Source organism: Thalassospira australica (genome assembly GCF_000763295.1).
GTDB classification, from domain to species: domain Bacteria; phylum Pseudomonadota; class Alphaproteobacteria; order Rhodospirillales; family Thalassospiraceae; genus Thalassospira; species Thalassospira australica.
Window position 1 is genome coordinate 61,922 of the sequence record NZ_JRJE01000003.1, and the last position, 22,742, is coordinate 84,663.

Annotated in this window: 20 protein-coding genes and 3 tRNA genes; 16 read left to right on the forward strand and 7 right to left on the reverse strand. The window is 53.9% G+C overall.

Features of this window, described 5'->3' with window-relative positions; genetic code table 11:
* Positions 1–6: 6 nt before the first annotated feature.
* The 3 genes from JF44_RS0101935 to pyk form a co-directional block, all read right to left on the reverse strand.
* Positions 7–972, reverse strand: a complete 966-nt coding sequence (locus JF44_RS0101935) for a hypothetical protein (protein ID WP_033067272.1) — start codon at positions 970–972, stop codon at positions 7–9.
* Positions 973–977: 5 nt separating this feature from the next.
* Positions 978–2,486 (reverse strand): DUF2336 domain-containing protein, encoded by a 1,509-nt coding sequence (locus JF44_RS0101940; protein WP_033067273.1) that lies wholly within the window; start codon positions 2,484–2,486, stop codon positions 978–980.
* A gap of 377 nt (positions 2,487–2,863) precedes the next feature.
* Positions 2,864–4,285 carry a pyruvate kinase gene (gene pyk, locus JF44_RS0101945; RefSeq protein ID WP_033067274.1) on the reverse strand — a complete coding sequence of 474 codons (1,422 nt, stop codon included), beginning with the start codon at positions 4,283–4,285 and terminating at the stop codon, positions 2,864–2,866.
* A 285-nt stretch (positions 4,286–4,570) separates the two neighbouring features.
* On the opposite strand from pyk, the gene JF44_RS0101950 reads away from it, so the two are divergent.
* The 12 genes from JF44_RS0101950 (at position 4,571) to JF44_RS0102005 (ending at position 14,149) form a co-directional block, all read left to right on the forward strand.
* On the forward strand, positions 4,571–5,044 hold the full coding sequence (locus tag JF44_RS0101950; RefSeq protein WP_033067418.1) for a deoxycytidylate deaminase: 474 nt from the start codon (positions 4,571–4,573) through the stop codon (positions 5,042–5,044).
* 284 nt (positions 5,045–5,328) lie between these two features.
* Positions 5,329–5,823 (forward strand): response regulator, encoded by a 495-nt coding sequence (locus tag JF44_RS0101955; RefSeq protein ID WP_033067275.1) that lies wholly within the window; start codon positions 5,329–5,331, stop codon positions 5,821–5,823.
* The gene (locus JF44_RS0101960) at positions 5,820–6,374 is read left to right on the forward strand and encodes a hypothetical protein (protein ID WP_033067276.1); all 555 of its coding nucleotides are present in this window, start codon (positions 5,820–5,822) and stop codon (positions 6,372–6,374) included. The genes JF44_RS0101955 and JF44_RS0101960 overlap by 4 nt, the downstream gene beginning before the upstream one ends.
* Before the next feature lie 304 nt (positions 6,375–6,678).
* Positions 6,679–6,755, forward strand: a tRNA-Asp gene (locus JF44_RS0101965).
* Positions 6,756–7,043: 288 nt separating this feature from the next.
* Positions 7,044–7,120 (forward strand) — tRNA-Asp (locus JF44_RS0101970).
* Between the two features lie 184 nt (positions 7,121–7,304).
* Positions 7,305–7,381, forward strand: a tRNA-Asp gene (locus tag JF44_RS0101975).
* Positions 7,382–7,857: 476 nt separating this feature from the next.
* Positions 7,858–9,447, forward strand: coding sequence for an ABC transporter substrate-binding protein (locus JF44_RS0101980; protein WP_033067419.1), 1,590 nt, complete (start codon positions 7,858–7,860; stop codon positions 9,445–9,447).
* A gap of 26 nt (positions 9,448–9,473) precedes the next feature.
* On the forward strand, positions 9,474–10,541 hold the full coding sequence (locus JF44_RS0101985; protein ID WP_052065365.1) for an ABC transporter permease: 1,068 nt from the start codon (positions 9,474–9,476) through the stop codon (positions 10,539–10,541).
* Between the two features lie 2 nt (positions 10,542–10,543).
* Complete coding sequence (nikC, locus tag JF44_RS0101990) at positions 10,544–11,467, forward strand: nickel transporter permease (protein ID WP_033067277.1); 924 nt, start codon at positions 10,544–10,546, stop codon at positions 11,465–11,467.
* A 2-nt stretch (positions 11,468–11,469) separates the two neighbouring features.
* Positions 11,470–12,312 (forward strand): ABC transporter ATP-binding protein, encoded by an 843-nt coding sequence (locus JF44_RS0101995; protein ID WP_033067278.1) that lies wholly within the window; start codon positions 11,470–11,472, stop codon positions 12,310–12,312.
* Positions 12,313–12,326: 14 nt separating this feature from the next.
* Positions 12,327–13,091: an ABC transporter ATP-binding protein gene (locus JF44_RS0102000; protein ID WP_033067279.1), complete on the forward strand. Its 765-nt coding sequence runs from the start codon at positions 12,327–12,329 to the stop codon at positions 13,089–13,091.
* A gap of 11 nt (positions 13,092–13,102) precedes the next feature.
* On the forward strand, positions 13,103–14,149 hold the full coding sequence (locus tag JF44_RS0102005; RefSeq protein WP_052065366.1) for a dipeptidase: 1,047 nt from the start codon (positions 13,103–13,105) through the stop codon (positions 14,147–14,149).
* 57 nt (positions 14,150–14,206) lie between these two features.
* Here the strand turns inward: JF44_RS0102005 and JF44_RS0102010 are convergent, their stop codons facing one another.
* Together JF44_RS0102010 and JF44_RS0102015 are read right to left on the reverse strand one after the other, a co-directional pair.
* On the reverse strand, positions 14,207–14,626 hold the full coding sequence (locus JF44_RS0102010) for a hypothetical protein (RefSeq protein WP_033067280.1): 420 nt from the start codon (positions 14,624–14,626) through the stop codon (positions 14,207–14,209).
* A 54-nt stretch (positions 14,627–14,680) separates the two neighbouring features.
* Positions 14,681–15,106, reverse strand: a complete 426-nt coding sequence (locus JF44_RS0102015; RefSeq protein WP_033067281.1) for an acyl-CoA thioesterase — start codon at positions 15,104–15,106, stop codon at positions 14,681–14,683.
* A 290-nt stretch (positions 15,107–15,396) separates the two neighbouring features.
* On the opposite strand from JF44_RS0102015, the gene parE reads away from it, so the two are divergent.
* The 3 genes from parE to JF44_RS0102030 all read left to right on the forward strand — a co-directional run bounded on the left by parE (position 15,397) and on the right by JF44_RS0102030 (position 19,212).
* Positions 15,397–17,379, forward strand: a complete 1,983-nt coding sequence (parE, locus tag JF44_RS0102020; protein ID WP_033067282.1) for a DNA topoisomerase IV subunit B — start codon at positions 15,397–15,399, stop codon at positions 17,377–17,379.
* Between the two features lie 88 nt (positions 17,380–17,467).
* On the forward strand, positions 17,468–18,388 hold the full coding sequence (locus JF44_RS0102025; RefSeq protein ID WP_033067283.1) for a glutaminase: 921 nt from the start codon (positions 17,468–17,470) through the stop codon (positions 18,386–18,388).
* Positions 18,389–18,630: 242 nt separating this feature from the next.
* Positions 18,631–19,212 carry a hypothetical protein gene (locus JF44_RS0102030; RefSeq protein ID WP_156111561.1) on the forward strand — a complete coding sequence of 194 codons (582 nt, stop codon included), beginning with the start codon at positions 18,631–18,633 and terminating at the stop codon, positions 19,210–19,212.
* A gap of 21 nt (positions 19,213–19,233) precedes the next feature.
* Here JF44_RS0102030 and JF44_RS0102035 read toward each other — a convergent pair whose 3' ends face one another.
* Together JF44_RS0102035 and JF44_RS0102040 are read right to left on the reverse strand one after the other, a co-directional pair.
* The gene (locus JF44_RS0102035) at positions 19,234–20,007 is read right to left on the reverse strand and encodes an alpha/beta fold hydrolase (protein ID WP_238318353.1); all 774 of its coding nucleotides are present in this window, start codon (positions 20,005–20,007) and stop codon (positions 19,234–19,236) included.
* Positions 20,004–20,564, reverse strand: a complete 561-nt coding sequence (locus JF44_RS0102040) for a hydrolase (RefSeq protein WP_052065367.1) — start codon at positions 20,562–20,564, stop codon at positions 20,004–20,006. Before JF44_RS0102040 ends, JF44_RS0102035 begins: the two co-directional genes overlap by 4 nt.
* 267 nt (positions 20,565–20,831) lie before the next feature.
* Here JF44_RS0102040 and JF44_RS0102045 point away from each other — a divergent pair, with 267 nt between their 5' ends.
* Positions 20,832–22,709, forward strand: coding sequence for a DEAD/DEAH box helicase (locus JF44_RS0102045; protein ID WP_033067286.1), 1,878 nt, complete (start codon positions 20,832–20,834; stop codon positions 22,707–22,709).
* Positions 22,710–22,742: the final 33 nt, after the last annotated feature.

Genomic DNA, 22,742 nt, shown 5'->3' on the forward strand with positions numbered 1-22,742 from the left:
TTACCCTTAGTTCAACCAAGAAGAAAGTTCGCGTGAGCTAAACCCGCCACTGCTCATGATCGGGGGATTGGTATTGCGCCTTAAGCTCGGTTCGGCTGGCTTGATGATGCTGTTGCGCTGATGCATGCCTGCAGCAGCACCAAAGTCAATCTGTGAACGCCCGACAAGATCAGCCGCCTTAATCCGCGGTGCCGATGCATTGATCGGTGTCTGGGGTGCCTGCGGGGTTTGGCTTTTTTGTCTGGTTTCGTAAATCCAGCGCAATTCCTGTTTCAGCGTCTGATATTCCGGCGTATCGGGTGCCGAATTTACTTCGCTGACAATCTGAAGTTTGACCATCTGCGGGAAACGATCAAGCCGTTCCAGCAACATGAACTTCACACTCGGACGCACTGCATCAGAACGCATCAGCTTCATCACCAGCCGGCGATAGATATCAATACGCAGATTACCATTCGATGCGAGTTCGATGAATTCTTCAACGAATTCCCGGGCTGCCATTTTACCATCAAGCAACGCACGCAGGTTATCGCCCATCGCCCGACGATAGGCTTCGCGGATTTCAACAACGTGGTTCGATGCCCGTGTGCGCACAAGATGGAAGGCTTCCGGGCTAAAGGCATTCTTGGTCAGAAGCTTGGCGCAATCGGCAACCAGTTCGTGTTTGGTGGCATCTGAAACCACTTCAAACACGCCGGTAATCAGTTCCTTGCACTTGGCATGCGGCCCCATACGAATGGCAGCTGCCAGCGCCATCGGGCTTTCCGGATCCTTGGTTGCGATCACCGCCAGTGCCAAAGGATCATCATACTGCATGAGGGCAAGGTCATTGCTAAGCAAATGTTCCGGCATCAAAAGGCGCTGTTGCTTGGCCGCCCCCATAACGGTCAGGGGCTCACCACTTTGATAGCTTTCCTTGATGTTCAGAGCGTATTTCAGCCCGTCATATGAGATGCCGTGATTGCTGCGCATGGCACTCAGTCCTCTTTACGACCTTTGGATCGCCTGTCAGAGACCAAGCCTTCAAGACCGCTACTATTGCGGCCAGCACGTGGGCGCATTCTGGAACTGCGCGAAGATGATTTTGCTTTGTTCTTTTCTTCGGCCACGTTTTCTTTTTCAACGCGCGCGCTCGAAACCGCAGGTCGCACGTCACTAAAGAAATCAATATACCAATCCATATCGGCTGCCGCCATCGCATAGCGACCACCCGCCGCGGCACTTTCAATCGCAGATTCCGGAATGCCATTGCTGATCTGCAAAACCACAGCAGCCGGTGCAGTCATACCAGCACGCCATGCAAGTGCTGTAATCGCCCGCGCACTCCCGGAATCCAAAATCTTTGAAACGGCATTGACCGGAATTTGCGCATAATGCGCCAACGCCTGTACCACAAGCGGATCGTCGTTGCGCGACAAGGCATCAAGCACATATTGGTCGATCGTCATCTTGGCATCGGATTCTTCAACGATGTCGTTTTCAACCATTTCATGATCGGCGATTTCAACGCCCATATCACTTTCAGGACGCAACGGCATGCGGTTTTCAAACCGGGCTTTTTCAATCCGTTGACGCACGGACTGACGCAAGGCGCGCGCAACTTCGGTACGCATCCGTCCCTGTTCCACTAGCGTGTCAAAAAGGGACGCCATGGTGAAATGGGCAATGCGACGCTGCGCCTGACGGGAAATTCGGTTCTGACCACCAAGAATATCATTTGCCGGTACATTCGGCTTCGTGGCCCTGGTTTCGGCAAGGTGCGGTGTCATCGGCACAACATTGCGCGGCGCATCGTCAGACGACAGCAACCGGTTCAACAACCCGACTTTTTCCTTTTCGGCCTGTTGTTCGATCAGGCGCGCCTTGGCGGCGGCCTCGATCTCGGCACGTTCGCGTTCGGCTGCAGTTTGAACAAATTCTCCGCGCCCACGCATGATATCAAGGAAATCAGAATCACTTAGAAGTTCGATATAGTCCGCGATCGAGACCCGACCGATGGCTTGAATATCCTGACGCAGACGATTGGCCGCCTGACGTGTCATATAGGGGGTATGGCCCAGTTCCTGCTCGATCAGGGCAATCACCTGCGGGCGGTAACAATCGCCCATGTTGGTCATCGCTGCGACAAATTCGTCGACCATTTCAAGACGCTGCGACGGGCTGACATCGGTCAGGTGGCGACGCAGGCGGCGCGCAACATCCATGCGCACGTCACTGTCGAAATCAGGCACATCATCAATATTGCCGTCATCCTCAAGTTCGCTTGAAAGGCGTGCGGCATGCTCAAGGCCTGCGGGACCTGCATTCTCGTCGGAATTGCTTTTACGAGGGATTGCGCGCCCCTGCGCTTGACCTGCTTCAGATCCAAACGTCTCGGGTGCGACTGTACGGACAGTGTCGGCCAAATCACGCAGCTTCGCCGAGGCTTTGTCATCAAGCCCCCCATCGCCCGCATTTTTCTGCCGATTGAACATCCAACTCAGCATTATCGCAGTTATTCCCCTGGTCCCATTGCCTGGCGGCAGGTTTGGTATTCCTTGGCGGAATACCTTGTTTTTATGTTTTGTCAGAACAGCTTAACCGAAACTGACCAAGTTACACAACCAGACAAGGCGTCTAAATTTGATAGCCCAACCTTAATGGCCCCAACCAATGGATAGAGCCTTGATTACAGAACGACTATCGACGCAAAGACTCAAAAAAACATTAACGAAACAGGGTCCTAAAGCATATTGCATTTGATCTGCCCGATTTTACCGGTCCCCGCAGACAACCTGGCTGTTCTGCTGCGCGCAGAACACAAAAAAACGGACGCCCGAATGGACGTCCGTCTTAAGAAAATCAATCGCTGTCAGGCCACAACTTAATTATTGGTGACCCAGGCGATGCGCAGAATATTGGTCGCCCCCGGTGTACCAAACGGAACACCCGCAGTAATCACAAGCGAGTCACCCGGCTCTGCAAATTCTTCCCGCTGTGCCACTTCACAGGCAATACCGACCATTTCGGCAAAGTTGGTCGCATCACGGGTAAAGACCGGATGCACACCCCAGCAAAGCGCCAAACGACGCGCAGTCTGAATACGCGGAGTCAGGCCAAGAACCGGCACCTCCGGACGTTCACGCGCTGCACGCAGTGCGGTTGATCCCGACGTGGTGTAATTGACAACGGCCTTCGATCCGATGGTCGCGGCCACCTGACGGGCAGCAGCACTGATGGCATCAGGCGCGTTATGTTCGGGATCAGGACGGTTGGCATCACGCATACGGTAATACAGCTCATCCTGCTCAACGCGCACCAGAATCCGGTTCATGATCGATACGGTTTCAAGCGGGTATTTGCCAACGGCACTTTCAGCCGACAGCATCACCGCATCGGCACCGTCATAAATGGCGGTCGCAACGTCGGATGCTTCTGCACGGGTTGGGGCCGGATTGCTCACCATGGAATCAAGCATCTGGGTGGCAACGATCACCGGCTTGCCAGCTGCCCGGCACGATTTGATGATACGTTTCTGAAGGATCGGCACATCTTCGGGCGGACATTCAACACCAAGGTCCCCACGGGCGACCATGATCATGTCCGACAGCTCGACAATACCTTCAAGGTGATCAATCGCCTGCGGTTTTTCCAGCTTGGAAACAATGGCCGCACGGCCCTGAATGATCTTGCGCGCCTCGGCAACGTCTTCAGGACGCTGCACAAAGGAAAGCGCGACAAAATCAACACCCATTTCCAAACCGTAATCCAGATCGGCACGGTCCTTGTCGGTCAGGGGCGACAACGGCAACATCACATCCGGAAGGTTCACACCTTTGCGGTTCGAAAGTGGACCGCCCGTGATCACCGTGCATTCAGCGGATTTGTCGTCGCACTTTTCCACACGCATGCGCAGCTTGCCATCATCAAGCAACAGGTTTGCACCCGGCTCAAGTGCTGCATAAACTTCCGGATGCGGCAGCGAAACACGCTTTTTGTCACCCGGCTTTTTATCCATATCAAATTTGAAGGTGTCGCCTGCCTCAAGCTCGATTTGCTCGTCGGCAAAGGTACCTACACGAATTTTCGGACCCTGAAGGTCCATCAAAATACCGATCGGGCGGCCGATTTTTTCTTCAACGGCACGGATTGCCTCGAAACGGGCCAGATGTTCTGCGTGCTCCCCATGCGAGAAGTTCAGGCGGAAAACATCCACACCTGATTCCACAATTTTCTCGAGGATTTCTGGCTTTGAACTCGCCGGCCCCAGGGTCGCGATGATTTTCGCCTTACGTTGACGGCGCATCGGCTACTACCTCTTGTTATTCGGTTTACACATGAGCCTTCCCGCTTCGGCCTGCATCTGCGGCGAGACGAAAAGGCGTCCTGATCTTTTCTGGGGGTACCCCCTTAATAATCAATCATCCCCTATTTGAACAGGGAGTTTTCAAGAAAAGCCTTTACAAAAATGTGATTTTTAACTGGACAATTACAATACACCCCTTCTTTAAAGTACAGGTGTCGGCACAAAATGCCGGTCACGATCAGCAAACCAATTACAAAAATTTCTGGCGCGAACGGGACCCCCTTCATGAGCAAATGGCACCACCGCTTTCTTGGACTCGCAGCACATATTGCCGATTGGTCAAAAGATCGCAGCACACAGGTCGGTGCGGTCGTGATCGGCCCGAAAAAGGAAATTCGCGCAGTTGGCTATAACGGGTTCCCCCGTGGTGTGGATGACACCGTCGAAAACCGCCATCAGCGCCCGGAAAAATACGCCTATACCGAACATGCCGAACGCAACGCGATCTATAACGCCAGCTACACCGGCACATCGCTTGATGGTTGCGCACTATATGTAACGCACTTTCCCTGCTGCGATTGCGCACGTGCCATCATACAGGCAGGCATTGCCGAAGTCTTTGTCGACAAGACCAAATTAACCCCCGATTTCCTTGAACGCTGGGAACAGGATATGAAAATCTCAACAGAAATGTTCGAGGAGTCCGGCGTGGTCGTTCAGGTCATTGCCGATGACGGCACGACCAAACCCATGGAATAAAAACCATTCTCCCCTTTAACTCTGCAAAAGAATATCCAATATTGGGTGTGTTCAACTGGGCACGAGCACAGATAAAAACAAGACGTAATCGTCGACTGTTCAACAAAATCAACTGGCTTTGGGTCAGTATTTGTCAGATTCCGACAGGCAAGCCACATCGGTTTGGCCTTGCTGGAAACCAGACAAAGGTATAAGGATTTATGCATCAGCGAAGGGTGGGATCTGCTGCAGTATAATCCTGAACAGCGATGCATTTCGTAATGACGCTCAGGAACCGAGGCCGGATGAACGCGAAAATAGACTTTAGTAAAATTAGTTTTTTGATCGTTGACGGGGACAAGATTTCGGCTCAGGTGGTCTATGACACGCTCGCCTATTTGGGGGCCAGTCATATCCAGCGGGTGAAAACACCCAACGACGCATTTGATGTATTGCGCACCGAGAAAATTGACATTGTCGTTTGTGAATGGCGCCTGCGCGGCATGGACGGCCTTGAATTTCTTGATGTGATGCGCAACTCAACGAATTCGCCCAACCGGTTTATTCCGGTGATTATGCTAACCGCGCATTCAGAGCTCCGTTATGTGACGACTGCGCGTGACCTTGGTATTACAGAGTTTCTAGCCAAACCCTTCAATGCCAAGGCACTATACAGTCGTTTGGTTTCGGTCATCGCCCGACCAAGACGTTTCATTAATACCGGAACGTATTTTGGCCCGGACCGACGTCGCAGACAGGTCCAGTTTGATGGTCCTGATCGTAGGAGCCTCGACGAATGAGCCATTTTGACTGGGGAAGCGGAGCTGTCGTGAAGCCTGAAGATTCCAAGAAAAAAAAGAACGTACAGATTATCCCTGCACAGACTGATCTGAAACGCCGGGCTGTAAATTTCATCAAGGGATTTGACATCAACCTGTCGCCCAAACAGCTCGAAGAGCTTGAACAGGTTGTTCAACGCAGTTCTGACACCTTTGTCCGCGAAATCGGCAAGGATTTGATGGATTGCCGCAAAACCGTCATCACGGCTCTTGGCGACAAATCCAAACGACCTGCGGCTGTCGTTGCCGCAAGCGACCTCGCCTATTCGGTCAAGGCGCTTGGGGGCACGTTCCAGTATCCGCTAATGACCCAAATCGCCAAGTCGATGGAAACTTTTGTCGCGGATCGCACAACTGCAAACGAAAAACAGTTGCTGGTCATCCAGCTTCATATCGATTCGCTTTATGTCATTCTGGCGGGCCGTGTGACCGGATTTGGCACCACGGTGGAACAGGCAACAGTCGCTGCCCTCACCAAATTGACCGAACGCTACGAAGCCCCGCGCGAATAAGGTCCGCACCCCACACATACCAGGCTACCATGCCGGGTTGAATGCACCGCTCTCGCGCCAGACGCGTTGGCGGTGTTGTTGTTTTTATCCACCCCACCTGCCAGGCGCCCCTTACACCACATAAATCACATAAGTCATCCAACGGCCTGAACACCGGCAAAACCGGACTTGAAATGAACTTATGCGCACCCAGCCCATCCCGCGTTTCCACCGCAAGAAGAACCACCTTTAAAATTCGAAAATAGCGATGAGAAATCGCTTGCGCCCCTTGTGACCGACTGCTAAAAACCGCGCCACGCACCATGCGGGTGTAGCTCAGTTGGTTAGAGCGCCGGCCTGTCACGCCGGAGGCCGCGAGTTCAAGTCTCGTCACTCGCGCCATTCCCCCTGATGGGAATGATGCACAAAAAAAGCGCCGCGATTATTCGCTGGCGCTTTTTTGTTTTTAATCCCGCCCTGTCGCTTTGCCCGCGATCATCAATGTCTGCGTTTTTCCTTAACCAGGCCTTTTGCCCCGGTCATGATCCCTTGCGTTTTCGGCCGTGATAACGGCCTTGAAATCAAACCAGTTCGCGACGCTCGTGAATGAAAATCACTGCCTGTCTCTTTTTTGCAAAAAAGCCCTTGCCAGAGCGAACCACCCCTTATATAAACCGCGCCACACACAATGCGGGTGTAGCTCAGTTGGTTAGAGCGCCGGCCTGTCACGCCGGAGGCCGCGAGTTCAAGTCTCGTCACTCGCGCCATTCCCTCCTGATGGGAATGACGTACAAAATAAGCGCCGCGATTATTCGCTGGCGCTTTTTTGTTTTCCGCCTCTTTCCCCGCGTCACACCGACAAAATCGGCTGCTGAATTTTTCTTGGAAAATTCGACCAAAAAACACTTGCCAGTCCCGGGATGTCTTTATATAAACCGCGCCACACACGATGCGGGTGTAGCTCAGTTGGTTAGAGCGCCGGCCTGTCACGCCGGAGGCCGCGAGTTCAAGTCTCGTCACTCGCGCCATTCCCTCCCGATGGGAATGCCGCACAAAAAAAGCGCCGCGATTATTCGCTGGCGCTTTTTTGTTTTTACATCTTTGTTTTCCGGCCATAGCCCCTTCCCCAATCGCCGTCCCCCACAAGCGCAAATCCAATTGACGGTCTGCCATGTACGCGTCGGTGCCGCCCCCACTACCATGACCACAATCACGCCCGATGCTGCTCAACCTGTCGTTCAGCTTCTCGCTCAGCAAACTGAATTTTGACTGTTTATTTGGCAATCCTGACCGTCTGGTCATTGATTAATCGTATAAATTATGCTCAGCTTTGCAGGCTATTAGCAAAACACTTGCAGGCTGCCCCACTTTTGGGCCTGTGGGCAATGATCACATCCCGCTGTCAGAAGGGCTTATGACCTTTTCAGCCATCGGGAATTACTTGATTGTCTATCGGTCATCGCCTGGGCCTGCAGTCCCACAACAACAAAACGGGAGGCGCATCATGCGCAAATTAATTGCAGGGCTGGTCATGGGGACCGCGCTCGCTACCGCACCTATGATGGCGCAGGCTGAAACGCCTAAAAACGCGCTGGTCATGGCATTCTCCATCGATGATATCATCACCCTTGACCCGGCACAGATTTTCGAATTTTCCGGCGCGGAATATGCCGGTAACACCTATGACCGTCTGATTGGCTTCGACAATGAAGACGTGTCGAAAATCCATGGCGTCCTTGCCGAAAGCTGGGAAGTTTCCGAAGACGGCAAGACCTTCACCTTTAAAATCCGTGACGGAATCGAATTCGCGTCGGGCAATGACCTGACTGCCGAAGACGCTGCCTTCTCGCTGCAGCGTGTGATCCTGCTTGATCAGTCACCGGCCTTTATCCTTGGCCAGTTCGGCTTCACTGCCGAAAACGTCAAAGACAAGATTTATGCCGCTGACGAATCCACGCTTGTCATGGAAGTCGATCAGCCCTACGCCCCAAGCTTCGTGCTTTACTGCCTGACGGCCGGCGTTGGTGCAGTTGTCGACAAGGAAGAAGTCCTGGCCCATGAAGTTGACGGCGACCTTGGTCACGAATGGCTTAAAACCAACTATGCCGGTTCCGGCCCGTTCAAGCTGAACAAATGGACTGCGGGCGAAAGCCTGAGCCTGACGGCTAACGAAGACTATTGGGATGGCGCACCGGAAATGAAGCGCGTGATCATTCGAAGCGTCAAGGAATCAGCCGCTCAGCAGCTTCTGCTTGAAAAAGGCGATATTGATATTGCCCGTAACCTTGAAGCAGATCAGTTGGCCTCAATTGCTGACAATGATGACATCAAACTGCTGTCCAAGGGTAAAGGCGCGCTCTGGTATCTCGGCCTGTCGCAGAAAAATGAATATCTGTCGAACCCGAAAGTCCGCGAAGCTTTGAAATACCTTGTCGATTACAAGGGCATTTCTGAAACCATCCTGGCTGGTCGTTCGCAAATCCATCAGGCCTTCCTGCCAGAAGGCTTCCTGGGTGCCTACAACGAGAACCCCTACTCGCTTAACATCGAAAAAGCCAAATCCCTTCTGGCCGAAGCTGGTTATCCGGACGGGTTCAGCGTAACCATGGATACGCGTAACACCACGTCGATCATGGCGATGGCGCAGTCGATTCAGGCAACCTGGGCACAGGTTGGCATCAATCTGGAAATCATTCCGGGCGATGGCAAACAGACCCTGACCAAATACCGTGCCCGTCAGCACGATATCTATATCGGTCGCTGGGGCCCGGATTATCAGGATCCGCACACCAACGCATCGACCTTTGCCTGGAACCCGGACAACTCCGACGATGCTTCTGCCAAGCCGCTTGCATGGCGCAACTCGTGGGATGCCGGTGATCTGACCGCAAAAACCGATGCCGCAACCCTTGAGCGCGACGATACCAAACGTGCTGAAATGTACGTGGATCTGCAAAAGCAGGTTCTGGAAAATGGCCCGTTCGTGATCATGTTCCAGGAAACCGAAATTGCCTCCATGCGTGGCAATGTAAACAACTTCGTCCTCGGTCCGTCGTTCGATAACAACTATTATCGTTATGTGACCAAAGACTAACCTCGACGAAGGAGACAACGGTCGTAATGTCCGCTGTTACACGCAATAACCGAAACGGGCGCAAACGCGCCCGTTTCACCTCCGGCCCGACAGGAACGGTCCTGCGGTTGGTATTTTCGCTGGCCATTACATTTTTCGGCCTGTTGCTTGTCACTTTCCTGATCGGGCGTGTTTTGCCAATCGATCCGGTTCTGGCAGCTGTTGGTGACCGTGCACCACAAGAAGTCTATGACCGCGTGCGCGAGGAAATGGGCCTCAACCTGCCCCTTTGGCAGCAATTCTTTATCTATATTTCAAATGTCCTGCAGGGCAATTTCGGTCAGTCGGTGCTCACCGCCAACCCGGTTCTCGAAGACATCAAACGTGTTTTTCCGGCAACGCTTGAACTGGCAACCCTTGCCACCATCATCGGTGTATCGCTTGGCATTCCTGCCGGGGTTTTTGCCGCTGTACACAAGGGAAAATGGCCTGATCATCTTGTGCGAATCATCGGTCTTGCAGGTTATTCGATGCCAATTTTCTGGCTCGGCCTGATGGGGCTGTTGATCTTTTACATGAAACTCGACTGGGTCGCGGGACCGGGACGCCTTGATTCGTTCTATCTTGATTTCATCGAACCGACCACCGGCCTGATGCTTGTCGATACCCTGATCGAAGGTGACACGGACCTGTTCTGGAATGCTGTGTCACACATCATTCTGCCTGCATCTATTCTGGCCTATTTTTCATTGGCCTATATTGCGCGCATGACGCGTTCTTTCATGCTTGAACAGCTTAGTCAGGAATACATTCTGACCGCACGTGTCAAAGGCATCTCCGAAACCCGCATCATTTGGCGTCATGCCCTTGGCAACGTCATGGTGCCGCTGGTGACCGTGATTGCGCTTTCCTATGCCAACCTCCTCGAAGGATCGGTTCTGACCGAGATTATCTTCGCCTGGCCGGGGCTTGGCCTTTACATCACCAACTCGCTGCTCAATGCCGACATGAATGCGGTTCTTGGCGGTACGGTTGTCGTTGGTGCCGTCTTTATTGGCGTAAACATGTTGTCTGACGTGCTGTACCGCCTGCTTGACCCGCGGGCGCGGAGATAATCATGAACACACAAACACACATCTCCAAACCGGGCCTGAAAAATTGGCTGACATCCGACACACCGCAATCGCGCTTTCAGGCACAATGCGGGCGCACGTGGTTGGGCTGGATCAAGTTTACCGAAAACAAACTGGCGATGGTCGGGCTTTCAATCGTGATCGGGCTTATTCTGGTCACCATATTTGCCCCGATTCTTGCGCCTTATGATCCCTTGGCTGCGGATCTGACCAACCGCATTCAGCCCCCCGGCGCCGAACACTGGTTTGGCACCGATCAGCTGGGGCGCGATATTCTCTCGCGTCTGATTTATGGCGCACAATATACGCTTTTGATTGTCGGCCTTGTTGCCATTACCGCCGCCCCGCTTGGGCTTCTGGTCGGGACGGCTGCCGGGTTCTTTGGTGGTTGGGTGGATGCGGTGCTGATGCGCATCACCGATATTTTCCTGGCGTTTCCGAAACTGATTTTGGCACTTGCCTTTGTCTCGGCCCTCGGCCCGGGGATCGAAAATGCCATTCTGGCAATTGCGATTACCGCATGGCCGCCCTATGCCCGGATCGCACGGGCGGAAACCATTACCGTGCGCAAGGCCGACTATATCGAAGCTGCCCGCCTTCAGGGCACCTCGAACCTTGGTCTGATCATCGGGCACATCACGCCGATGTGCATGAGTTCGCTTGTTGTGCGTGTCACCCTTGATATGGCGGGCATGATTTTGATTGCCGCTGGTCTTGGCTTCCTTGGTCTTGGCGCGCAACCGCCCATGCCGGAATGGGGGGCAATGGTTTCTGATGGACGCCAGTTCCTGCTTGAACAATGGTGGGTTGCCACCGTGCCGGGTCTTGCCATCTTTGTTGTCAGTCTGGGCTTCAACCTTCTGGGTGATGGCCTGCGCGATGTTCTTGACCCGCGTGGAGGCGATTGATCATGTCCAATGAAACCCTTCTGTCGGTCAAAAACCTCGAAGTCACCTTCAACACGCCCAAGGGCGATGTGCATGCCGTGCGTGGCGTGTCATTCGACCTTGGGCGCGAACGTCTTGGCATTGTTGGCGAATCCGGGTCCGGCAAATCCCAGACCGGACGCGCCATTCTTGGCCTGACCGCAGCCAACGGCAAAATCACCGCCGACCAGTTGCAATTCCATGATGTCGATCTGGCCAATCTTTCGCCCAAACAATGGCGCAAGGTGCGCGGTGCGCGGATTTCCATGATCATGCAGGATCCGAAATACTCGCTTAATCCTGTCATGACCATCGGTGACCAGATCATCGAAGCTTACCGTGAACACCACAAGGTCGGCGCCAAGGAAGCCCGCCGCCGGGCACTTGAAATGCTCGAAGCGGTCAAAATCCGTGATCCGGAACGTGTGTTCAATGCCTATCCGCACGAAGCTTCGGGCGGCATGGGGCAACGCGTCATGATTGCCATGATGCTGATCCCCGATCCGGAATTGATCATTGCCGATGAACCGACATCCGCCCTTGATGTCACGGTACAGCTTCAGGTGATGGCAATTTTGGATGACCTTGTGCGCGATCGTGGCATGGCGCTGATTTTCATCAGCCACGACTTGCAACTTGTCTCAAGTTTCTGCGACCGGGTTCTGGTGATGTATCAGGGCCACGTTGTCGAAGAATTGCGTGCATCCGAACTGCACAACGCCAAGCACCCGTACACCAAAGGCCTTTTGAATTGCTTGCCGAAAATGGATGGCGACCACAGCGACCTGCCGATCCTTGAACGCGAAGCAAGCTGGGCCGAAGGCTAAGGGGAAAGACAAACATGATTGAAATTAGCAAATTAAACGCTTGGTTCGATGACAATCACGTTCTCAAAGATGTCGATATCAGCGTTCCCACAAACGGATCCTTTGGCCTTGTCGGTGAATCAGGGTCGGGCAAATCGACGGTGCTTCGCACCATCACCGGCCTTGTCGATGACTGGGAAGGCAACATTCTGGTCAACAACAAGGAACTTGGGCCCAAGCGCGACAAGACGTTTTACCGTCTCGTACAAATGGTGTTTCAAGACCCGTTCGGGTCCCTTCATCCGCGCCATACCATCGACCGCATCCTGACCGAACCGGTCAACATTCACGGGCTTGGCAATTCCGATGCCCGCGTGGTCGAGGCACTTAATCAGGTCGGGCTGGATAACGCTTTTCGTTTTCGCTACCCGCATCAGCTTTCGGGCGGGCAACGTCAACGCGTGGCAATTGCCCGTGCGCTGATCCTTGAACCCAAAATCCTGCTGCTGGATGAACCGACATCGGCCCTTGATGTTTCCATTCAGGCCGAAGTTCTCAACCTTCTGGGGCGGTTACGCCGCGAACTTGGCCTGACCTATGTCATGGTCAGTCACGACCTCGCCGTTGTTGCGCATATGTGCGACGATATTGCCATTATGAACCACGGTCGTATTGTCGAACGGGCAACCGCGACCCAGCTTGCCGATGGCACACTCGAACATCCTTATTCGCAACAGCTTTACAAAGCGGCCGGAGGATACGACCGTGCTGTTGTCGACAGCTTCGTAGACTGGGATTGACCGGAGATACCATGAGCGCCGCCACCAACTCTTTTGCAACACCGTTCGCGCCTGCGGACAGCACCATCACCAACTACAAACGCACGCATGTCCCGTCATTTACCTGGGATGCCCATGCCTGCCTGCCGCTTGATCCCAAAACACCGGCAGAACTGCTTGATACCTATGTCGCGGGCCATGTCGATTATGTCTGTGTCAATGTCGGCATGGATATGAACTCTGTTGCGCACATCCTGCGCGTGATCGCCGCCTTCCGTGCCAAGATCGCCGCCCACCCCGACAAATACATGCTGATCGAAAGTTTCGATGATCTGGCCATTGCCAAATCCAAGGGACTGCTGGGTGTCGGGTTTGATCTTGAAGGATCGGTGATGCTTCAAGACATGCCCGAAATGGTGCCGGTCTTTGCCAGGCTCGGCGTCAAACAAATCCACTTTGCCTATAACCGCAACAATTCGGTCGCAGGCGGTTGTCACGATAATGATATCCCGCTGACCGATCTGGGTGTTGAAATGGTCATGGCCGTGAACAATAGCGGCATGATCATGGATTGTTCACACACCGGGCGGCAAAGCTCGCTTGATATCATGCGGGTATCATCCAAACCGGTCGTATTCAGCCACGCCAACCCCAAGGTGCTTGGCGGTCATGAACGCTGCATTGACGATGAACAGATCAAGGCCTGTGCCGATACGGGCGGTGTGATCGGCATTTGCGGTTTCCAGCGCTTTATCAAATCACCCAACGCGCCAGAAGTCCCCGACATGGTCCGCCATATCAAATATGCGGTTGATCTGGTGGGCGTCGATCATGTCGGCATTGGTCTGGATACCATGCCCGAAGTCGCCGGATGTAACGACTTCCCCGATGGGGTCGACAAAGCCTATTACTGGCCCGCCCATCGCGGCTACGGTCCCGGTGCTGGCGGGGCTGCGGTATTTGATCCACGCAAGCTCCCTGCCCTTGCCGATGCCCTGGTTGCGTCCGGCTATTCACCCGATGACGTCGATAAAATCATGGGTGAAAACTTCATGCGCATCGCCAAGGAAAGCTGGTAATCCAACAACGGGGACCATCCGGTGATGGTCCCCGCAATTCTTTTGAGCTATTCAGCTTTACGGGCTGATTGATGTTGACTGACCAACCGCGGATGGCAAATCAATCATCACTTCCTTCCCGCCAAACGCATGCACAAGATCCCCCGCACGAATGGTCACACGCGATACGTCACTTGGGATGGCAACGCCCGAAAGACTTCGCGTAAAGGGTTGCTCATTCACATGCGGATGGGCCAACACACGACGCCCCAAAACGGACCCTTCCGGGCCGACAACTTCCCACACATTTGCATAATGATCCCAGCCGGTATCGTCATGGGCCACGGTGACATCAAACCGATATGTGTCATCTGATGATTTTGTCGCCTTTGCGCCCACAACATCGGCTTCCTCGGCAGAAATTGTCGAACTCCAGACAAAAGCCCCGCACACCAGAACCAGACAGGTCACCAGACGGGATCTCAGTTGGTTTTGCATCGCGGGGCTCCTCGAAGTTTGTTTGGGTGTTTGTTTGGGTTTATGGGGCGACACCTATGCCTCGTCCTCGTCTTTGCGCACCTTGCGCGGGCGGCCCTCGGCATCGATGGCAACAAAGGTAAAGGTTGCCTCAGTCACCTTGATTCGCGGCGGCTGATTACGGCGCAGCACCCAGGATTCCAGATGCAAAACAATCGATGTGGTGCCGATTCTTTCGATATCGCCATATACACATACCGTATCGCCAACATAAACCGGGCGGTGGAATGTCATGCCATCAACCGCGATGGTCGCTACACGGCCTTCTGCGATCTGGCTTGCCAGAACACCACCGGCAATATCCATCTGCGACATCAGCCACCCACCAAAAATATCCCCGCTCGGGTTGGTGTCTTTGGGCATGGCAAGGGTTCGGGTGCACAGATCGCCACGCGGCATCGTGCTTTCCGCAAATAGGGCATTCTCTTTGTCTGTCGCCATCAGGCTCACTCCTGTCTGGGCATGGTCATTTGACACGCCATTTTTTATTGGACCTCCCGGTCACGGTTTTCTGCGCCCCTGCATTTAAAATATGGTCCCGGTGCAAGACCACCACTTGCAATGGATTTAAAAACACATTTTTATGGGCGGTGCGCACCGATCATCTGGTACGAACCGATAAATCTATGGTACTCGTTTAGCGCCAAGGCTTCCAAGCCCAGAATATCGATTAACAGATATGTGGCTTTCGTCCTTGTTTTAACACAATAAAAGAAGTTGCGTTCCGGGGCATGACCGACCTTTTTGAAGATTCAAACCAGTCTACCGACAAAGCCTATTCCGCCAAGGATATTGAAGTTCTCGAGGGCCTTGAGCCCGTCCGTCGACGCCCCGGTATGTATATCGGTGGTACGGATGATGCAGCATTGCACCATCTGGTCGCGGAAATTCTCGATAACTCGATGGACGAAGCCGTTGCTGGCCACGCCGACTGGATCGAACTGGAACTCAAACCAGATAACACTGTCCTTGTGCGTGATAACGGGCGCGGTATTCCAACCGACCCGCATCCGAAGTTTCCGGACAAATCCGCACTCGAAGTCATTCTGACCACCCTGCATTCGGGCGGTAAGTTTTCGGGCAAGGCATATGAAACATCCGGCGGCCTTCACGGTGTCGGCATGTCTGTTGTGAACGCACTGACCGAAAAGTTTCGCGTTGAAGTCTGCCGCGACCGCAAGATGGTGTTTCAGGAATACTCCAAGGGCACCCCGCTTGGTCCGCTTCAGGATGGCGGTGCGATCAACAACCGTCGCGGCACCACGGTTATTTTCAAACCCGATCCCGAGATTTTCGGCGCTCGTGCCAAGCTCAAGGCAGCGACGATCTTCCGCATGGCGCGCTCCAAGGCGTATCTCTACAAGGGTGTTGAAATCCGCTGGTCCGTCGATCCGGAACTTCTGACAAGCGACGATCCGACCCCGCAGCAGGAAGTCCTGAAATTCCCCAATGGCATTCTCGATTACCTCGAAATGACGCTCGAAGGCCGCGAAATGGTCACCGAACGTCCGTTCGCAGGCGAAGGCAAGTTTTCTGACAGTGCCGGTCGGGTTGAATGGGCTGTTGGCTGGCCTGAAAGCGGCGAGGGATATTTCCATTCCTATTGTAATACCGTCCCGACACCGCTGGGTGGCACGCACGAAGCAGGCATCCGCTATGCGCTGACCAAGGCGATCAAGTCTTACGGCGATATGCTGGGTCAGAAAAAGGCCGCAAACATCACCGCCGAGGATGTTCTGGGCGGCGCGTGTGTCATGTTGTCGCTGTTTATCCCCGATCCGCAGTTCCAGGGCCAGACCAAGGAAAAACTGGGCACGGCAACCGCAACCAAACTGGTTGAAACGGCCATTCGTGACCATTTTGACCACTGGTTGACGGGCGACACCGAAAACGCCAAGCGTCTGCTTGAACGCATCATCCTGCGCGCCGAAGAACGCCAGCGCCGCAAGGAAAAAAAGGAAACCAAACGTCAGTCGGCCACGCGTCGCCTGCGTCTTCCGGGTAAACTTGCCGATTGTTCACGTTCCATCGCATCTGGCACTGAAATCTTTCTGGTGGAGGGTGATTCTGCAGGGGGTTCGGCCAAGCAGGCCCGCGACCGTGAAACACAGGCCGTCCTGCCGCTGCGTGGCAAGATCCTGAACGTCGCGTCAGCCACCCGTGAAAAAATGATGGCCAACCAGGAAATCAAGGACATGATCGAAGCCTTTGGCTGCGGTTCTGGGTCTGATTTCCGCATCAATGACCTGCGCTATGAACGCGTCATCATCATGACCGATGCTGACGTTGATGGCGCACATATCGCATCCCTTCTGATGACCTTCTTCTATCAGGAAATGCCCGGTCTGATCGAAGGCGGCAATCTCTATCTTGCCATGCCGCCGCTCTATCGTCTGACCCAGGGCGGCAAATCAATCTATGCGATGGATGATGCCGAAAAAGAAGTCCTGGTCGAAAGCGAATTCAAAAACCGCAACAAGGTCGAGATTTCCCGATTTAAAGGTCTGGGTGAAATGCCCCCGGCACAGTTGCGTGAAACCACAATGGCGCCGAAAAAGCGCACATTGCTGCGCGTCACCCTGCCCGATGCCGCCGAACCCGATGCCCGCGGACAGACCAAGGATCTGGTCACCCGTCTGATGGGCAAAAAGCCGGAGCTTCGCTTCCAGTTCATTCAGGAACATGCCCGCTTTGTCGAGGATATCGACGTCTGATCGACGCTCTGCATTTTCATAAAAACCCGGCCATGTGTGCCGGGTTTTTTGTCCGCTTTCCCCAAAAGCCACAAGACAGGAACGCATAATGTCGCACAATTATGCTGCCATTCTTGAACAGATCGCGCTTGAGGTCGCCAAGGCCGACTTTGGCACCGCGCGCAAGGCTGATTACATTCCGGCTCTGTCTTGCGTACCCGATGATCATTTTGCCATGGTGATCTGTGGCACAGACGGACAGGAGTTTTCCATCGGTCACGCCGATGTGCCTTTTTCCATTCAAAGCATCTCCAAGGTGTTTGCACTTGTTCTGGCCCAACGCGCACACGGTGATGACCTCTGGCAGGCCGTGCGCCGCGAACCGTCTGGCTCCGCCTTCAACTCCCTGATCCAGCTTGAACAGGAACATGGCATTCCGCGAAACCCGTTTATCAATGCCGGCGCGATCCGGGTCGCAGACCTGATCACGTCACGCTATGCCAATCCCGATCGCTCCGTTGCCGAATTTCTGGGGCAGCTTTGCGGCAATGCAGATATTCGCGTTGATAACGATGTTTACATGTCCGAAGACCAGCATGGGGATCGCAACCGCGCCATCGCCTATCTGATGAAAAGCTTCGGCAAGCTCGACAACCCGGTCGAAGACGTTGTTCGCGCCTATTTCAAGCAATGTTCGGTCGCAATGACCGCGCGTGAACTGGCACGTGCCTGTCGTTTTCTCGCCTGCAAGGGGATTGGCATGGACGGAACGCCCGTCATCCATGCCGAAGAAACCAGTCGCATCAACGCACTTATGCTGACCTGCGGCATGTATGACGGGGTTGGCGACTTTGCCTTTACGGTTGGTATTCCGGCAAAAAGCGGTGTCGGCGGCGGGATCATTGGGGTCATCCCCGGTGAATTTTCGGTCTGTGTCTGGTCACCCCGCCTTGATCAACGCGGCAATTCAGCAGCGGGCATTCGCGCTCTTGAAATGTTGATCCGCGCCATTGGCCGCTCAGTCTTCTAGACAGTGAACCATCTTCCAAAGCGTGAACCATCACACAACCTTTGTGATAACAATGGCGTGAGATTACACTTTTTGTAATCAAAACCCGCTGTTTGCAGCGTATGATTTCCAAACACTTTGAAAAGATGAATGCGGTGATCTCGCGCACAGCGGGCTTTGGGGTTTTATTGTTAAACTCTGGCGGTTCGAAACAAACCGACTATATCGACCTTCACGAGGGCCACGACAGCAGGAGCAGCATCATGAAAACCGGCAAACGATTCTTATCGAAATTCGTTCTCTCTGGAATTGGCGCAGTCGTGCTTGCGGGCTGTTCAGGCGGCCTGATCGAAGCCCCGAACTACAAGGTTCACGAAGTTGAAAGCTTCAAGGTTGCCGGTGCGCCAAGTCGTGTCATGATGATTGAAGTCCATGACAAGGATAACCTTATCCCAAAACAGGAATGGGCCACGACCATGTCCAACCATGGTTATCCCCCGCGCCTGACATTTGTAACAGACCCGGCCGAAATTGATGCAAATGCGGTCATCAAACCTGAAAACCGGTTGGTGGTTGTGGTCAACCCAAGTCAGGGAACGATGTCTTCTGCACTTTGCACCTCGCCGGAATCTATTGGAAGTGATGCTGCCGCAGAACGCAATGTTGTCCGCTATGGGTTCTGCGTCGGTGACAAGATCGTTTCGGAACTGCGTGCGCGTTTCACCAAAGAAGACTTCACCAATCAGGTGGACCGAAATGCAGACACCGTGATGTACAAGCTCTTCCCGCGCACGCTGAATAAAACGGGCGACAAACATTGCTCACCAATGCTTCCGGTTTGCTAAGCATTCGGATTTCGTGACGGTTTAACGCATCAAGATATCTGCAAGTGACCGGGCAAATATTCGCGGCTGTTCAAGCGGCACATAATGCCCGGCCCCGGCAATTTCGGCATAGACCGCACCGGGGATGGCTTTTGCCATTTCCCGGTGGCTTTGCGGGCTGATCACCTGATCATGGCTTCCCACCAAAACGCTGCAGGGAATAGCAATATCTGCCAACATATCCATACTATCGGGTCTGTTGGCGACCGCATTGTTCTGGTGAACGAACCCCGCCGAACCACCGCGATCCCCCATATCATGGATAAGCTTGATCAACGCCGCATCATGGCGGTTATCGGGATGAAGCATATCATCAAGCATACTGTCGTTAATCGCCACAAACGGCTGCTTTATGCCGACAATACGTGACAACAACAAACGTCTGCGCCGCACATCGGCACTATCGGCAGTTGCGCGGGTATTTACCAGCAACAGGTGACTAACCCGTTCGGGTGCCCGGCGCAGAATTTCAAAGGCGACATATCCGCCCATCGACATCCCCACCAAGGCAAAACGCTCTGGCGCATTGGTCAGAACAACACGCGCCATTTGCGCAACCGTATCCTGTTCAAACAGCTCGCAAAACACCGGCCGGATCAAGCGTTTCTCGGGAAGTTCCAATCGGTCATAGGCCCCAAGTGCAGGATGCCACATACGCTGATCGGCCAACATGCCCGACAGAAATACAACGGGCACGCCATCTGATGATGTGTGCCCGCCCTGCTGGTCAGACGCCGTTTCTGTCATCGGCGTCATTTGATCAGCGCGCTCAGTTCCTTGAATTCCGGTGTCCCGGCAACCCGCAACCATTCAAACATCACGCTTTCACGGGTAACGATCTTCGCACCGGCATCACGCATCCGCTCAAGGCCGAAAATCTTGTCTGGCATGCTGCGCGATGTCACCGCATCTGCCACGACATAAACCTCGCGACCGCGCTCAATCAGTTCCATGACGGTTTGCAGGACACAGACATGGGTTTCCATGCCCACGACAATGACCTGATCACGTCCGGGGTTTTCTTCGATCTTTTCGATGAAACCGTCTGCCGGAATGGCTGAAAACGCGACTTTGGAGACAACATTGCCGCCCTCGGATGTATCTCCGGGTTTTTCCAGAAGTGTGGCAATTTCCTTGGCAGTGTGACCAAGCCCCTTGGGGTATTGTTCGGTCACGACTGCGGGCACCCCTAATCTGTTGGCACATTTCATCAGGAAACAGACATTGGCAATGATCTGTTCGGGCTCCTGACAGGCCGGATACAGCTTTTCCTGAACGTCAATGATCAGCAAAGTTGAACGTGTCGCATCCATCAGCACTGCTTTATCTCCCTGAAAATTTTATATTCATGCAGATTAGGGGCAAAACTCATTCGTATCACCGGGTCGGTCACGTGAATGAGTTTTGACCCTACGCTGCCAAATTGTTGCAAACAAGTCTCTCAACAACCAAAGAATGGGCATTCAACAGTTATTTTGCGGCGTTTTTCTTGACTTAATTAAGGCTTGGCTTTACGACGCAATCAGATTTTTGACGCTAAGCTTTACATCAACGCATTTCATTGCGGGAAAACGAACCATATGAATTTCGCCGATCTCGGTCTGAGCGAAGATATCCTCAAAGCCGTCACTGATGCCGGCTACGACACCCCAACCCCGATCCAGGCCCAAGCTATTCCGTCGGTGCTGATGGCACGCGACATTTTGGGCTGTGCACAGACGGGCACGGGCAAAACCGCCAGCTTCACCTTGCCGATGCTTGATATCCTGCATCACGGTCGGGCCCGCATGCGCATGCCGCGTTCCATCATTCTGGAACCAACCCGCGAGCTCGCAACCCAGGTCGCTGCGAACTTCGATACCTATGGCAAATATATCTCGCTGTCCAAGGCGTTGATCATCGGTGGCGAATCTGCTGCTGAACAAAGCAAGGTTCTGGAAAAAGGTGCCGATGTCATCATCGCGACACCTGGTCGCCTGATTGATACGTTTGAGCGCGGCAAGCTTCTGCTGTCTGATTGCAAACTTCTTGTGATCGACGAAGCCGACCGCATGCTCGACATGGGCTTCATTCCCGACATTGAAAAGATCGTCAACATGCTGCCCAAGCAGCGCCAGACGCTTTTCTTCTCGGCGACCATGCCCAAGGAAATCAAACGCCTTGCCGACAAGTTCCTGTCCAATCCCAAGGAAATCACCGTCTCCCCGCCCTCGACGATGGCGACCACGGTTGAACATAAACTGGTTGTTTTGGACGATTTCGATAAGCGCGAAGCCCTGCGTCGCCTGATCCGCGCCGAAGATGTCCGCAACGCCTTTGTGTTTTGCAATCGCAAAAAAGACGTCGATATCCTGTATAAATCGCTGACCAAGCACGGATTCAATGCCGGTCGCATGCATGGCGATCTGGCCCAGAGCGAACGTACAGAGACGCTGGCAAAGTTCAAAACCGGCGAGATCACCCTTCTGGTTTGCTCGGATGTTGCCGCACGCGGCATTGACGTTTCTGACGTCTCGCACGTCTTTAACTTTGATGTGCCGTTCAACGCCGAAGATTACGTTCACCGTACCGGGCGTACCGGCCGTGCTGGCCGCGCTGGCAAGGCCTATACCCTTGCGGTTCCCGAAGACGGCAAACTGGTCGCTGCGATTAATAAAACGATCAATATGGACATCCCGCTGTCCGAACTTGATGGCATTGAAACGCTTGAGCTGGACTTTTCCGGCAAGAAACGGCGTAACAAGAAAAGCCGCAAGCCCAATACGCGTGATGACAAACCGGCACGATCAGCCAAACCAAGCAGCAACCGCGATGCATCTGATGCCCCTGCCAAGGCTGCTTCGCCTGCACCTCAGGACAAAGCGCCTGCTGATCCGGCTCCTGCCAAGGCCAAAGAGCCAGAAGCCCAAAAGGCACCGGCCCGCGACGCCAGAAGCAACAATGATCGCAACAACAACCGTAATGATCGTAACGATCGTAATGGTAATGATCGGCCGAACCGCAACAACAACCGCCGCGACCACAACGATCGCGACGATAAAACGGTTGTCGGCTTTGGCGATCACGTCCCAAGCTTCCTGCTGACCAAGGTCCCGGCATCAAGCCTGCTGCGCAAGCCATCGGAAGACGAAGACGAACCGAAAAAGACCACGCGCAAGGCAGCCGCAAGCAAACCGAAAACCACGCGCGCCAAAACGCCGCGTCGCTCGGCTAAAAAACCTGCGGACGATGCCCCGGCTGCCGAGGCAGCACCAGAAGCGCAAACGACCGAAGCCCCTGCTGCTGATGCAAATACCGATGCAGCACCGGCCAAGGAAGTCAAAAAACGCAGCCCCCGTCGCCCGCGCAAGAAAGCAGCCCCCAAGGCTGATAGCGCGGCTGCGGAAAGTGCCGAAGCACCCGCACCGGAATCTTCATCAGAATCCCCAAGCGAAGCACCGGCAACCAGCGAAAGCTAAGCTGCGCGACAAGCAATCATGCAAAAAGGCCGT

What these genes read in the sequence shown, in the direction of transcription:
- JF44_RS0101935 (WP_033067272.1), bottom strand. Translation starts at nt 972, where the DNA reads ATGCGCAGCAATCACGGCATCTCATATGACGGGCTGAAATACGCTCTG.
- JF44_RS0101940 (WP_033067273.1), bottom strand. Translation starts at nt 2,486, where the DNA reads ATGCTGAGTTGGATGTTCAATCGGCAGAAAAATGCGGGCGATGGGGGG.
- pyk (WP_033067274.1), bottom strand. Translation starts at nt 4,285, where the DNA reads ATGCGCCGTCAACGTAAGGCGAAAATCATCGCGACCCTGGGGCCGGCG.
- JF44_RS0101950 (WP_033067418.1), top strand. Translation starts at nt 4,571, where the DNA reads ATGAGCAAATGGCACCACCGCTTTCTTGGACTCGCAGCACATATTGCC.
- JF44_RS0101955 (WP_033067275.1), top strand. Translation starts at nt 5,329, where the DNA reads ATGAACGCGAAAATAGACTTTAGTAAAATTAGTTTTTTGATCGTTGAC.
- JF44_RS0101960 (WP_033067276.1), top strand. Translation starts at nt 5,820, where the DNA reads ATGAGCCATTTTGACTGGGGAAGCGGAGCTGTCGTGAAGCCTGAAGAT.
- JF44_RS0101980 (WP_033067419.1), top strand. Translation starts at nt 7,858, where the DNA reads ATGCGCAAATTAATTGCAGGGCTGGTCATGGGGACCGCGCTCGCTACC.
- JF44_RS0101985 (WP_052065365.1), top strand. Translation starts at nt 9,474, where the DNA reads ATGTCCGCTGTTACACGCAATAACCGAAACGGGCGCAAACGCGCCCGT.
- nikC (WP_033067277.1), top strand. Translation starts at nt 10,544, where the DNA reads ATGAACACACAAACACACATCTCCAAACCGGGCCTGAAAAATTGGCTG.
- JF44_RS0101995 (WP_033067278.1), top strand. Translation starts at nt 11,470, where the DNA reads ATGTCCAATGAAACCCTTCTGTCGGTCAAAAACCTCGAAGTCACCTTC.
- JF44_RS0102000 (WP_033067279.1), top strand. Translation starts at nt 12,327, where the DNA reads ATGATTGAAATTAGCAAATTAAACGCTTGGTTCGATGACAATCACGTT.
- JF44_RS0102005 (WP_052065366.1), top strand. Translation starts at nt 13,103, where the DNA reads ATGAGCGCCGCCACCAACTCTTTTGCAACACCGTTCGCGCCTGCGGAC.
- JF44_RS0102010 (WP_033067280.1), bottom strand. Translation starts at nt 14,626, where the DNA reads ATGCAAAACCAACTGAGATCCCGTCTGGTGACCTGTCTGGTTCTGGTG.
- JF44_RS0102015 (WP_033067281.1), bottom strand. Translation starts at nt 15,106, where the DNA reads ATGGCGACAGACAAAGAGAATGCCCTATTTGCGGAAAGCACGATGCCG.
- parE (WP_033067282.1), top strand. Translation starts at nt 15,397, where the DNA reads ATGACCGACCTTTTTGAAGATTCAAACCAGTCTACCGACAAAGCCTAT.
- JF44_RS0102025 (WP_033067283.1), top strand. Translation starts at nt 17,468, where the DNA reads ATGTCGCACAATTATGCTGCCATTCTTGAACAGATCGCGCTTGAGGTC.
- JF44_RS0102030 (WP_156111561.1), top strand. Translation starts at nt 18,631, where the DNA reads ATGAAAACCGGCAAACGATTCTTATCGAAATTCGTTCTCTCTGGAATT.
- JF44_RS0102035 (WP_238318353.1), bottom strand. Translation starts at nt 20,007, where the DNA reads ATGACGCCGATGACAGAAACGGCGTCTGACCAGCAGGGCGGGCACACA.
- JF44_RS0102040 (WP_052065367.1), bottom strand. Translation starts at nt 20,564, where the DNA reads ATGGATGCGACACGTTCAACTTTGCTGATCATTGACGTTCAGGAAAAG.
- JF44_RS0102045 (WP_033067286.1), top strand. Translation starts at nt 20,832, where the DNA reads ATGAATTTCGCCGATCTCGGTCTGAGCGAAGATATCCTCAAAGCCGTC.